General features: G+C 41.9%; 13 protein-coding genes and 1 pseudogene. 10 read left to right on the forward strand and 4 right to left on the reverse strand.

Features of this window, described 5'->3' with window-relative positions; translation table 11 throughout:
* Nucleotides 1-45 precede the first annotated feature (45 nt).
* The 6 genes from GLIP_RS15910 to GLIP_RS15935 all read left to right on the forward strand — a co-directional run bounded on the left by GLIP_RS15910 (nt 46) and on the right by GLIP_RS15935 (nt 5,108).
* Nucleotides 46-774, forward strand: coding sequence for an SDR family NAD(P)-dependent oxidoreductase (locus GLIP_RS15910; RefSeq protein WP_008845692.1), 729 nt, complete (start codon nt 46-48; stop codon nt 772-774).
* A complete protein-coding gene (locus tag GLIP_RS15915) occupies nt 771-2,060 on the forward strand; it encodes an NAD(P)/FAD-dependent oxidoreductase (protein ID WP_008845693.1) in 1,290 nt (429 codons plus the stop codon). Before GLIP_RS15910 ends, GLIP_RS15915 begins: the two co-directional genes overlap by 4 nt.
* Nucleotides 2,060-2,803 (forward strand): DUF1365 domain-containing protein, encoded by a 744-nt coding sequence (locus GLIP_RS15920; RefSeq protein ID WP_008845694.1) that lies wholly within the window; start codon nt 2,060-2,062, stop codon nt 2,801-2,803. Before GLIP_RS15915 ends, GLIP_RS15920 begins: the two co-directional genes overlap by 1 nt.
* Nucleotides 2,793-4,046 (forward strand): SAM-dependent methyltransferase, encoded by a 1,254-nt coding sequence (locus tag GLIP_RS15925; protein WP_008845695.1) that lies wholly within the window; start codon nt 2,793-2,795, stop codon nt 4,044-4,046. Before GLIP_RS15920 ends, GLIP_RS15925 begins: the two co-directional genes overlap by 11 nt.
* 66 nt (nt 4,047-4,112) lie before the next feature.
* The gene (locus GLIP_RS15930) at nt 4,113-4,559 is read left to right on the forward strand and encodes a chalcone isomerase family protein (RefSeq protein WP_008845696.1); all 447 of its coding nucleotides are present in this window, start codon (nt 4,113-4,115) and stop codon (nt 4,557-4,559) included.
* On the forward strand, nt 4,560-5,108 hold the full coding sequence (locus GLIP_RS15935) for a DUF3833 domain-containing protein (RefSeq protein ID WP_008845697.1): 549 nt from the start codon (nt 4,560-4,562) through the stop codon (nt 5,106-5,108). It begins immediately after the preceding gene.
* A 31-nt stretch (nt 5,109-5,139) separates the two neighbouring features.
* Here GLIP_RS15935 and GLIP_RS15940 read toward each other — a convergent pair whose 3' ends face one another.
* On the reverse strand, nt 5,140-6,069 hold the full coding sequence (locus tag GLIP_RS15940; protein WP_008845698.1) for a flagellar motor protein MotB: 930 nt from the start codon (nt 6,067-6,069) through the stop codon (nt 5,140-5,142).
* 3 nt (nt 6,070-6,072) lie between these two features.
* Nucleotides 6,073-6,837, reverse strand: a complete 765-nt coding sequence (pomA, locus tag GLIP_RS15945; RefSeq protein WP_008845699.1) for a flagellar motor protein PomA — start codon at nt 6,835-6,837, stop codon at nt 6,073-6,075.
* Nucleotides 6,838-7,150: 313 nt separating this feature from the next.
* Between pomA and GLIP_RS15950 the strand changes: the two genes are divergently transcribed.
* From GLIP_RS15950 to GLIP_RS15965, 4 genes are all read left to right on the forward strand, one after another.
* Nucleotides 7,151-7,402: an exodeoxyribonuclease VII small subunit gene (locus GLIP_RS15950; RefSeq protein WP_008845700.1), complete on the forward strand. Its 252-nt coding sequence runs from the start codon at nt 7,151-7,153 to the stop codon at nt 7,400-7,402.
* On the forward strand, nt 7,399-8,283 hold the full coding sequence (ispA, locus tag GLIP_RS15955) for a (2E,6E)-farnesyl diphosphate synthase (RefSeq protein WP_008845701.1): 885 nt from the start codon (nt 7,399-7,401) through the stop codon (nt 8,281-8,283). The genes GLIP_RS15950 and ispA overlap by 4 nt, the downstream gene beginning before the upstream one ends.
* 42 nt (nt 8,284-8,325) lie before the next feature.
* Entirely contained in the window at nt 8,326-10,188 is a 1,863-nt protein-coding gene (gene dxs / locus GLIP_RS15960; protein ID WP_008845702.1) for a 1-deoxy-D-xylulose-5-phosphate synthase, read from the forward strand.
* Between the two features lie 140 nt (nt 10,189-10,328).
* Complete coding sequence (locus tag GLIP_RS15965; protein ID WP_008845703.1) at nt 10,329-11,417, forward strand: Gfo/Idh/MocA family protein; 1,089 nt, start codon at nt 10,329-10,331, stop codon at nt 11,415-11,417.
* 21 nt (nt 11,418-11,438) lie between these two features.
* On the opposite strand, the pseudogene GLIP_RS15970 reads toward GLIP_RS15965, so the two are convergent.
* Both GLIP_RS15970 and thiL read right to left on the reverse strand, forming a co-directional pair.
* Nucleotides 11,439-11,928, reverse strand: a pseudogene (locus tag GLIP_RS15970) (phosphatidylglycerophosphatase A family protein).
* On the reverse strand, nt 11,925-12,890 hold the full coding sequence (gene thiL, locus GLIP_RS15975) for a thiamine-phosphate kinase (protein ID WP_008845706.1): 966 nt from the start codon (nt 12,888-12,890) through the stop codon (nt 11,925-11,927). The pseudogene GLIP_RS15970 and the gene thiL overlap by 4 nt, the downstream one beginning before the upstream one ends.
* Nucleotide 12,891 lies beyond the last annotated feature (1 nt).

Here is a 12,891-nt window from a genome sequence, read left to right on the forward strand (position 1 = left end):
TGCTTGCTAGAAAGTGAAACAAACGCATAATCAAAGGCGAATTTGGTGAAAACGATATTAATTACTGGAGCAACCTCAGGCATAGGAAAAGCCCTAGCAATGTTGTGCGCAAGTAAACAATACAAGGTCATTGCCTGCGGACGCAACCTTAAAGCGCTTAAGGAACTTGGCAAACATCAAAACATTACCCCCCTTCAGTTTGATGTTGCTAGTAAACAACAAGTTGATGAAGCATTAAAAAATATCAGTGTAGACATTGCCGTGTTAAATGCAGGAGTGTGTGAGTATGTTGATGTTGAAGAGTTTAACGCAGACATGTTTAAGCGCGTGTTTGACGTTAATTTTATGGGCACGGTTCATTGTGTTGCAGCACTGCTCAACTCCCCCTCCAGTGTGCAACAAATTGTAATTATCGACAGTTTAGCCAGATTACTCCCGTTTACCCGCAGCCAAGCTTATGGAGCAAGCAAAGCCGCTCTACATTATCTCAGCAAAAGTTTGCAGGTTGACTTAGCCCCAAAAAATATTTTGCTTCAAAGCGCCTCTCCAGGCTTTGTCGAAACTCCTTTAACGGATAAAAATGATTTTGAGATGCCAATGAAAATCAGTGTTGATGAGGCGGTCAGAGCGCTATTAGCCGGTATAGAACAACGTCGAACGAGTATCTATTTTCCGAAAAAATTTAGTTTGATATTGCGGATTTTAAATCTACTACCCAGTTCGTTGAAATTTAGAATCAGCAGTAAAATGAAGCATAAGCAGGATGAACAATGACAAAACGCATCGCGATTATAGGCTCTGGTATTTCAGGCATGACCTGTGGGCATTTATTGCACAAAAATTATGACATAACATTGTTTGAAGCGAATGATTATATTGGCGGGCACACTGCCACTGTTGACGTTGAAGTTATGGGCAAGCCATTTGCTATCGATACAGGTTTTATCGTTTACAATGACTGGACCTACCCTAATTTTATTAAGCTACTTAAGAAAATTGGCATTCAAGGACAGCCAGCTGAAATGAGTTTTAGTGTCAAAAATTTAAGTGAAAATCTTGAATATAATGGCAACACGATCAACAGCTTATTTGCGCAACGCAGGAATTTATTGCGACCTAAATTTTACCGTATTGTTCGCGACATATTGCGCTTTAATAAATTGTGTAAAGAACTTTATGCTAGCCAATCGCCTGAACAAATAGGCGATATCACTTTAGGCGAATTTCTGGATAATCATAATTTCAGTACGGCATTCTGCCATAACTATATTTTGCCTATGTGTGCGGCAATTTGGTCTGCGACGCTTAATGATATTAAAGGTTTTCAACTTGCTTTCTTTTTGCAGTTCTTTAATAACCACGGACTACTCAATATTACCAACCGCCCTCAGTGGTATACGATTAAGGGTGGTTCTAAGCAATATATTGCCCCGTTAACAGCAGGATTTAAGCAACACATTCGCTTAAACAGCCCGATTAAAAAGGTGCTCAAAAAAGAACTTCAGTACCAACTGGTGCTAGCTGACAATAACTCGAATCAACAGGACAAAACGCTTTTGTTCGATGACGTTATTTTTGCCTGTCACAGCGATCAAGCACTAGACATGATTGCGCAGCCGAGTCAGGCACAAAAAAGCGTTTTATCCGCAATGCCTTATTCACCCAATGAGGTCGTGCTGCATACTGATACCTCGGTATTACCAAAGCGAAAACTCGCCTGGGCAAGTTGGAACTATCTGCTAAAAGGACATCATGACGAAGAAAATGCTCCAACATCACTTACCTACAATATGAACATTTTGCAGCGCTTAAATTCCGAACATACTTTCTGCGTCACCTTGAATAACAGTGAGCATATAAACCCAGAAAAAATATTGCGACGTTTCAATTATCATCACCCTCAATTTAGTTTAAAAAGTACAAACGCCCAATTACGTAGACAAGAAATTTGTGGAGTTGATGGCCTCCACTTTTGCGGTGCATATTGGTACAACGGATTTCATGAAGATGGTGTACGCAGTGCTTTAGATGTGTGCAGCCGTTTTGGAGTGGAACTCTAATGAACAGCGCGTTATATACAGGTAAAGTGTTCCATGCACGGCATTTTCCGAAAAAACATGCGTTCGACTATCGAATTTTCCTGTTTTGGCTCGATTTGGATGAAATAGAAGAGGTGTGCGCACAAGTAAAAGGCATCTCCAAAAATCGATTATCGCCGATTCGATTTAAGCGCGCAGATTATTTAGGTGACGAACACCAAGACCTGAAAACATCAGTGTTACAACGCATGAGTGAATTGGCCGAAAAGCCGTTAACAGGAAAAGTGTTTCTGCTTGGACAACTACGCACATTTGGTCTCTATTTTAGTCCGGTAAACTTCTACTACTTACAACAGTCTGACGGCCACTTTAGTCACTTATTAGCTGAGGTGAGCAATACCCCTTGGAATCAAAGACATCATTATTTAGTCGACTTATCAGAACAAAATAGCTGTGAAAAGGCATTCCATGTATCGCCATTCAACCCAATTGATATGCAATATCAATGGAATATTAAACAACCCGATAGTCGACTCGCGCTCACTCTAAGTTGCATAAAAAAACAAAAACACTTTGAGGCTAGTTTACAACTAATTCGTCAACCACTGAACTCAAAACACCTTTTCCGCGTATTACTAAGTATTCCAAGCATGACGATTAAAACCTTGGTTGGTATTTATTGGCAAGCACTGAAATTATTTATTAAAGGTGTGCCTTTTTATGGTCATCCAGGCAATAAGGATAAAAAAGCTGATGTTAAATAGTGAAAACACCCTAACCCAAACCGAAACAATGTCTTGGTCTGATCGTATGTGCCGAAGCATTCTATTTAAAGTGTTCAGTCATTTACCAGAGGGTATGATGACGATCAAAGAACATGGTGTACTCGTTGACAGGTTCGGAGATGTTAACTCTGATCTACATGCAGAAATTAATTTTTTAGATCCTAGGGCTTATCGCAAATTACTGTTTGGCGGCAGCGTTGCCTCTGGAGAAACCTACACGGAAAACCTTTGGGAAAGCCCAAATCTCACTGACGTCATCCGCATTTTTGCTAGAAACTTACCGATGCTTGATGCTTGGGAATCGAAAATGAGTTGGTTTGCTACTCCGATTAGAAAATTAAGTAATATCAAGACTAAAAATTCTACCCGTCAGGCTAAAAAAAATATTTCCGCACATTACGATTTGGGAAATCGACTCTATAGCCAATTTCTAGACAGTAGCATGATGTATTCTGCCGCCATCTATCCAACCCCAGAAACATCATTGGCAGATGCTCAACAAATAAAACTAAAGGCCATTTGCGATAAGTTGCAGTTGACAGAACAAGACCATCTGTTGGAAATAGGTACAGGATGGGGGGGACTAGCTGTTTTTGCCGCCAAGCACTATGGTTGCAAAGTTACGACCACGACCATTTCAGAAGAGCAGTTTGATTACGCGCAAGAATGGGTGTTTAAAGAGAACCTTGAAAATCGAATTACCTTATTAAAACAAGACTATCGTCAATTAGAAGGTAAATATGACAAACTGGTGTCTATCGAAATGATCGAAGCTGTGGGAAAAGAATATTTACCCAACTTTTTCGAAAAATGTTCATCCCTTCTGAAAAGCAACGGTCTTATGCTTTTGCAGGCAATAACCATTGATGATCGTCGCTACGAAAGCTACAGCAAAGATGTCGATTTTATTCAAAAACATATATTCCCGGGTGGATTTTTACCTTCGCAGTTTGAATTGAACCGACATTTGAAACACTACACCGACATGATGATCCGAGATTTGCATGACATAGGTTTAGATTATGCAAAAACAATCAATCATTGGCAGCAAAGATTCACCGCTAAACAAGAGACCTTGTCCTCTTCCGGATATGACGAGAGATTTATGCGTATGTGGCAATATTATTTTAGCTATTGTGAAGGTGGTTTTTTAGAACGCACGATTTCGACAGTTCAGTTGGTAATTAGCAAACCTAGCTACGTCAACGAACTGAAAAGATAGCGGCCAATGAAAGTTTTTCTTTTAATTTTGTGCTTTTCTTTTAGTACCCTGAGTGTGAGAACAGCAATGGCAAATCCAGTCGCCGAGCTTAAAAAAGTGGGAGCTGCAAAGTTAGAAATATTCTTTTTCGATATCTATTTTTCAACGCTTTTTAGCGCCGATGGAAATTATCAAGAGAATACCTTCCCGATTGCGTTGAAAATAAAATACCTTCGCGATATCAAAAGCAAAGACCTGCTAGAGCGCACTCAGCAAGAGTGGCAAAAACTTGGCTATAGCGATGAAGATACACAACCATGGCTCGAAAAACTTGCCACCATGTGGCCTAACATTAATAAGCATGATGAACTTACTTTGCTAGTGCAATCCGATGGGACAAGTGAATTTTATTTAAATGATGAGGCTATTGGTGAAATTCAAGATACTAAATTTGGCAGACATTTTTTGGCGATATGGTTAGATAAAAATTGTAGCTACCCGAAACTACGCAAACAGCTTATTGGAGGCGAGTAAATGAAAACTCTACAATCTTCAGGGGTCATCCTAACCTTTCTAACATTAAGTGGTTGCTCTTCGTCACTTGAAGAGTATCAGGGCACAACACCAGAATTTAACTTGCAGCAGTATTTTTCGGGTGACTTGACCGCTTGGGGGATAGTGCAAGATTATTCAACTAAAACCACACGTCGTTTCTGTGTCGACATTGTTGGCACTTGGCAAGGTAACCAAGGAAAGTTACATGAAACCTTTTATTTTACAGATGGTGAAACGCAAATACGGGAGTGGGCATTAACTGTCGCTTCTGATGGCACAGTGACAGGTTCAGCGGGAGATGTCGTGGGTCAAGCAAGCGGAGCTGCAAATGGTATGAGTTTTAACTGGGTGTATACACTAACAGTACCAGTTGATGGTTCGGAATATGATCTAAAAGTTGACGACTGGATGTTTATGTTAGACGAACATCGAATGATGAACCGTTCTTACATGAGTAAATTTGGTGTGGGTGTTGCGGAGATATCAATCTTTTTCGACAAAACATCTCCGTTAAGAAAGTGCAGATAAGAACGTTTACCATCAACAGAGTACTTACACCTTAGGGTTCTATTACCGAAATAGGCTTGGAGTACATCGGCTTACCTTGGTTGATTGCAATTTCAACCCGACGATTTTGTCCTCGGTCGGCTGCATCGCTATTATTAGCCAGCGGAGAGGTATCCGCTTTGCCCACCACCACCATTCGCTTCTCGTCAAATCCCTCTGCTTTTCTTATTTCTTCGGCAACAGCTACTGCACGTTGAGCAGATAAATCCCAATTAGAACGATACAACTCATTAGAAATTTGTTGGCTATCGCTATGACCTGAGATTTCAATTTCGCCAGGTACGTCTGCAAGCAGTTCTCCAATACTCTTAAGGATAGGTCTGAACTGCGGCTGCAAAAATGCTGAGCCTGCCGAAAAAGAACCGTTTTCACGGATCCGAATGATAATTTGCTGACCCAACGATTCCATTTCAATTGAACCGTCTAAAATTTGTTTTTGCAACTGCTGAGCGACCTTTTTCATCAACTCATTGGTTTGTTCTTGGCTAGCTTGTTGCTGAGCGGAACTTGACGTTTGATCAGTCGCTGTTTGCTGAGCCGCCCCGCCCCGTTGCTCACCACGTTGTTTTTGTCTGCCACCAGCAGAATCTTCATCACCGGCTTGGAATTCCAACATTTCTTGGGTCATATCGATGGTTTGTTGCTGAATATTTTCTATCGGTGTGGGGTCTGGACGGCCTGGACGAAATTCCATCGCAATCACACTGGTACCTTTGGGAATATCCTTAACTTCGATTTTATTTTGCACCCCAAATGCAAACTTCATTGAGCCAGCAATTTGCTTAAATTTAAGTACATCCATTTCAGAAAAAGCTAATAAAAGCACAAAAAAGCACATTAACAGCGACATTAAATCTGCGAATGTCCCCATCCACGCAGGGAGTCCCTCAGGAGGGCATTTAGGACATTCTTTTTCAGCCATTCTCTATTCTTCCTCAGTCGCCGCGCCGCGTTTATTGGCAGCCAGATAACTCTTCAATATGCCCTCAATCACTCTCGGATTTTGGCCATCAGCAATGCCAATTATTCCGTCTAGTACTAGACTTTGATTGAGCTTTTCTTCATTAGCGCGGTTCTTAAGTTTCACTGACATGGGTAAACAAATAACGTTGGCAAAAAACGCGCCGTACAACGTGGTTAACAATGCAACGGCCATTGCAGGTCCAATCGCTTTTGGATCATCCATGTTTGATAACATGGCAACCAAACCAATCAGGGTACCAATCATTCCCATTGCCGGAGCGACATCTCCCATACCTTTGTAGATAGTCGCGCCAAATTCATGCCGTTCAGAGGTCATCGTAATGTCTTTGGCCAATGTGTCTCTTACTACATCCACATCATGACCATCTACGAGCATATCGACACCTTTTTGCATAAACGCATTTTCTATCTCAGCTTCTTCCAAAGCTAAAAAGCCGCCTTTTCTTGCTGCATCCGCCATTTCTACAATTTTCTGAATCAAGTCGTCAGGCGATTCAATTTTAAACATGAATGCCTTACCACCGATTTTACCAGCGCCGAAAAATTGCCCGAGCGTATACTGAGATAACACAACAAACAAGGTACCGCCAAATACAATAAGGATAGATGGCACGTTAATAAACATGCTTATATCGCCACCCATAACCATGGCCATGACGACGAAGCCGATTGCTCCAAGCATACCTATAAGGGTTGCTAAATCCACATTGTCCTCCCAAGGATTCGATAAGCTAATCGAAAATTCACCCGATTACCTTGCTCTTTTTAAGGCATTTGACCGGATAAGTCACTGAATTATTCAATTTTATCGACTGTTGAAGCCGTTTCTAAAGGAGTTATATCCTCGTAAAATAAAAACATAGCATATCCATTGCTTACATGAGTAAAAAAACAACCTAAAAAAATCCAAATTTTAACCACAATGACGTTTTAACAACTGGTAAAATCAATTGACCGAAAAAGGTGCCTCAGGTATCGTTCCCACCTTTTAAAATTTATCGATTAAGGATGCAAACCAGATGAGTAAAGACAACGAAGCCAGTGGAAATTCGTTCGAAGACACTATGCTAGAACTCGAGCAACTGGTTGCAGAAATGGAACAAGGCGACATCCCATTAGAACAGGCATTAGCGAAGTTCGAACGTGGCATTGCTTTGGCCAGAAATAGTCAAAAAATGCTCACAGCAGCAGAACAGCGTGTTCAGATTTTAATGCAGCAAGATCAAGAAGAGAATCTTCAAGACTTAGATCAACAGCGGATAGATGAGTGAATCAATTAGTTCAACAACAAAAGCATTATCATCAACGCCTTGATGGTTTGCTTCAGCAATATTTTTCACAACACGTCTCTCCTGCTGCACGACTTTCTGAAGCGATGCAATATGCGTTGCTCAATGGCGGTAAACGAACACGGCCTTTTTTGGTATACGCCACAGGTGAAATGCTCAATGTACCCCTGACCAGCCTAGATGCGCCTGCAATCGCAGTAGAATGCATCCATGCTTATTCATTAATTCACGACGATCTGCCAGCAATGGATGATGATGAATTACGTCGTGGTAATCCAACTTGTCATATTGCCTTCGATGAGGCCACCGCAATATTAGCTGGTGATGCTTTGCAAACACTTGCGTTTGATATCTTATCCTCAACCCAGAACGAGCCGTCTAAACAGTTAGCGCTAATTAACCTGTTATCTCGTGCTTCTGGGCATTTTGGAATGTGTGCAGGACAATCTCTAGATTTACTAGCGACCGACAAAGTCATAGCTCAGTCTGATTTACAGCAATTACATAGTTTAAAGACAGGTGCATTAATCAAAGTATCCGTTTCGATGGCCGCCACATTAGCGGAAAATATTGATCCTGTTGTGCTGCAACATCTTGACAATTTTAGTGCTGCATTAGGGTTAGCATTTCAGGTTAAAGACGACATTTTGGACATTGAAGGGGATTCTGAGGTGATCGGAAAACCTCAAGGTTCAGACCTGGCGCACAATAAATCAACTTACCCTTCACTATTGGGATTACAGGGCGCGAAAACATATTTGCAACAACTTCATCAACAAGCACTTCACGCATTAGACGCTTTGCCATACAATACAACGTTATTGCGTGAGTTTTCTGATTTTGTTGTAAATCGGCATTATTAAACAAACGTACAAGCCATAATCATAATTAATACTAGGCAAAACATGACACTCGATTTAGCTCACTACCCTATATTGGCAAAGGCCAATACGCCTGAAGATTTGCGCAAACTGCCACAAGAACAATTGAGACAGTGTGCAGATGAATTGCGTCAATACCTCTTGTCATGTGTCAGTAAAAGCAGTGGTCATTTTGCATCTGGTTTAGGTACGGTAGAGTTAACCGTAGCTTTGCATTACGTTTATAACACGCCATTTGATCGTCTTATCTGGGATGTGGGCCATCAGGCCTATCCGCATAAAATATTGACGGGTCGTCGAGCGCAAATGACCACGATTCGTCAAAAAGAGGGGCTACACCCCTTTCCTTGGCCCCTAGAAAGTGAGTACGACACTTTCGCTGTAGGTCATTCTTCTACTTCAATCAGCGCTGCACTTGGCATGGCGGTGGCAGCAGAAAAAGAAGGCAAAGATCGAAAAGTGGTGGCGGTTATTGGCGATGGTGCTATGACAGCTGGCATGGCCTTTGAGGCGCTCAATCATGGTGGTGATATCAACAAAGATTTGTTGGTGATCCTTAACGATAATGAAATGTCCATTTCCGAAAATGTTGGCGCTCTGAATAGTCATTTAGCACGTTTGCTAACAGGTAACTTTTTTAATTCAATTCGTGATGGCGGTAAAAAATTATTGAGTAATGTGCCTCCCATCAAAGAATTTGCAAGCCGTGCGGAAGAGCACATAAAAGGGATGGTTGTTCCCGGTACAATTTTTGAAGAATTAGGTTTCAATTATATTGGTCCAATAGATGGACACGATGTGAAAGGCGTAGTTGAAACGTTGCGCAACATGCGAAACATCAAAGGTCCACAAATTCTGCATGTCGTTACCAAAAAAGGGAAAGGGTTTGAATTGGCCGAAAAAGATCCAATCAAATTTCACGCTGTGCCCAAATTTAATCCAAGTGACAACGGCTTACCTAAATCCGCGCCAAGCGGTCCTAGTTTTTCTAATGTTTTTGGCGACTGGTTATGCGATATGGCTGCGTTAGATTCTAAGTTAATGGCTATAACGCCCGCGATGCGTGAAGGTTCTGGGATGGTGAAGTTTTCGCAACAGTTTCCCAAACAATATTTTGATGTAGCCATTGCTGAACAACATTCAGTGACCTTTGCAGCTGGATTAGCAAAAGATGGTTTGCACCCTGTCGTTGCTATTTATTCAACATTTTTACAGCGCGCTTATGATCAATTAATTCATGATGTCGCATTACAAAATTTACCTGTTCTTTTTGCAATTGACCGCGCAGGAATTGTGGGTGCTGATGGTCCGACTCATCAAGGTGCTTTTGACATTCCATTTATGCGATGTATTCCGAACTTGGTTATTATGACACCTTCAGACGAAAACGAATGTCGCCAAATGTTATTCACTGGCCACAAACTTAATCAACCTGCTGCAGTGCGGTATCCCAGAGGCACAGGGGTTGGTGCAGCTATCGAAAAGAACATGACCGCCCTGACGTTAGGCAAGTCGCGAACCCTTAAACAGGGTAGCAAAATAGCTATTCTTAATTTTGGAACGCTATTGCCCTTCGCCCTTGAAGCAGCAGAACAACTAGGAGCAACGCTTGTCGACATGCGTTTTGTGAAACCGCTAGATACGGAAGTTCTTGATAGTCTACAAAGTGACTATGAGCTGTTTGTGAGCTTAGAAGATGGTGCAATTGCTGGCGGAGCAGGAAGCTACGTAGGGGAATATCTATTGAGTCAAAAATACACCAATAAATTATTGCAAATAGGTTTGCCTGACCAATTTATTATGCAGGGTACCCAGCAAGAAATGTATCACGAATTAGGTTTAGACTCAGAAGGTATCGTCAACAAAGTGAACGCCTTTTTAGCTTAACGATCACTAATCTAATTCCATTGGGGGAAAATAAATAACTGAGTTGACCTCAAAGTCAGCACGTTTTAGCGATTCTCACTGGCAAATTTCTGAGCAGTTGCTAGATTAATTTTACCCTATCCCCATTGGAGTCTGGCTCAATGAGCAAAATTAATCGACGCAGGTTTATTCATATTTCTTCTGCAGCCCTAAGTTTGGGGTTGCTATCTCCTAAAGCGTTTGCATTGGCAAAAAATTCCAACAAGATTGGCGTGGCATTATTGGGATTAGGGTACTACAGTCGAGACTTGTTAGCGCCTGCACTACAGCTAACTAAACATTGCGAACTACGCGGTATTATTACCGGTAGCCCCCACAAAATCCCTGCTTGGCAGGCGAAGTATGGGATAAAAGATAGCAATGTGTACTCCTATTCAACTATGCATAATATTGCTAATAACCCTGACATTGATGTCATATATGTTGTCACACCGCCTTTCACCCACAAGACATTTTCTGTTGCCGCTGCGAATGCTGGAAAACACGTTTGGTGTGAAAAACCAATGGCGATGACCGTTGAAGAATGTACTGCAATTAAAGCCGCCTGCGATAAAAACAAAGTAGCTTTAAGTATTGGCTACAGGATGATGCATGAACCCAATACTCGCCAAATCGCCGCCAATATAAAATCATCTCAGCTTGGAAATGTAGTCGATATGCAAAGTGATTCAGGCTATGCAGGCAATGGTACTTCCGCAGACAATTGGCGAATGCATCGTGATCAGGGTGGCGGTGCTCTTTATGATATGGGGGTCTATTGTATCAATGGCACAAGATTCATATCTAGTATGGAGCCCATTGCTGTTACCGCCAGCCATGAAATGCAACATGCCAAATTTATTCATGCCGACGATACCACCAATATGACATTAGAATTTCCACACGGAATAATAGCCAAATGCAGAACAAGCGTCGTCAAAGGGTATAATCAGCTAAAAGTAAATTGTCAAAATGGATGGTATCAACTTAAGCCTATGCAATCCTACTCTGGCGTAGTGGCAAGCGATAGTAACGGAATGTCAATCGCAGCATTTAAAGGTAATCAACAGTCGAATCAGATGGACAATGATGCTTTGGCCATTATGGGGAAAGGTTCATTTTTGACAGGCTTTGAAGATGGTATGCGCGATATTCATATCATACAGAAAGTGTTGGAATCGGCCGCTACTGGCAAACGAGTGTTGATTTAAGATTTACCGGGTAACCCCGACTTAAAACACGCCCATGTAAAGCAACAAATGTAGACTCGCCAATGCAGCAATTCCCGCTAGGATATCATCTGCCATAATACCAAACCCACCGTGCACATATCTATCTAAGTAACTGATTGGCCACGGTTTTAGGATGTCGAAAAATCTAAACAAGGCAAAACCTACCAACATTGTTTGCCAACTTATGGGAGCGGCGATCATGGTAATCATCATGCCGGCAACTTCATCCCAGACAATGGAAGAATCATCATGAACCCCCATATCATCGGCCGTTTTACCACAAATCCATATACCTGCAACACTGGCAATAACCGCCAGAAGAATATACAAATTGGTTGATATTGATACAGACAAAAACCACACTAAAGGCACTGCGGCCAGTGTACCAAAGGTGCCAGGCATTTTGGGAGCAAGCCCAGAACCCGCCCCCAATGCCAAAAAAATGAGCTGGATTTAGCAGCGAAACTTTTGCGCGCAGTTCAGCGTTCAAGCGCTAAAATGCTCGAAACAAGCACCTTGTTGTTGATAGGGCTCATCGTCAAAAACTAGCTCTAGCTTACGTTTTACACCGGTTAATTGACCAATACAGGTAGCTTTCATGTTGGCATTTGCTAAGCTGGTTTCCAAAATTCCTTTTTGTTCTTCATTCACAGTGAACAATAACTCGTAGTCATCGCCGGAACTCAAGGCATATTGGTATGCTTGCTCTAAATCCACCGTTTCTTTTAAGGCTACCGATAACGGGAGATTTTTGACTTGTATTTTCGCACCACACTCAGATGCATTCAGAATATGCTGAAGATCTTGTATTAAGCCATCGGAAATATCAATACAGGCACTGGCTGTGCGTCTTAAAGCCGTACCTGCTAATAATCTCGGTGCAGGGTAATTTAATCTATTGAGTAAAAAGTTCGCCCCATGCTCGCTACTCGTCAGTTTACCTAACTTGATATCAAGGCCAGCACCGGCATCCCCTAACGTCCCCGTGACATAAACCAAGTCGCCAGGCTTAGCACCACTTCGCACAAGCGCTTTTTCATTAGGAACAAACCCCTGAGCAGTAATCGTAATCGCCAGAGGTCCTTGAACAGTATCACCACCAATCAGTTGTATGGAGTAATACTCAGATACTTCAAAAAGCGATTGAGAAAATGCTTCCAGCCAATTTTCGTCAACTTCTGGTAAGGATAGCGATAAACTAAACCAGGCAGGTTCAGCGCCCATGGCCGCCAAGTCGCTTAAATTAACCGCCAATGCTTTATGAGCAATGGCTTCTGGGGGCGTATCGACTGGAAAGTGCACGCCGGAAATCAAGGTATCTGTTGTAATGGCAAGATTCAGTCCTTCCGGCACACGAGTGATTGCACAATCATCCCCTATGCCCTGAAGTACGTCTTTACGAGACTCACGTTCCTGTTTAAAAAAACGCTCAATAATATCGAATTCTTTCACG

The organism is Aliiglaciecola lipolytica E3 (genome assembly GCF_000314975.1).
Taxonomy (GTDB): Bacteria; Pseudomonadota; Gammaproteobacteria; order Enterobacterales; family Alteromonadaceae; genus Aliiglaciecola; species Aliiglaciecola lipolytica.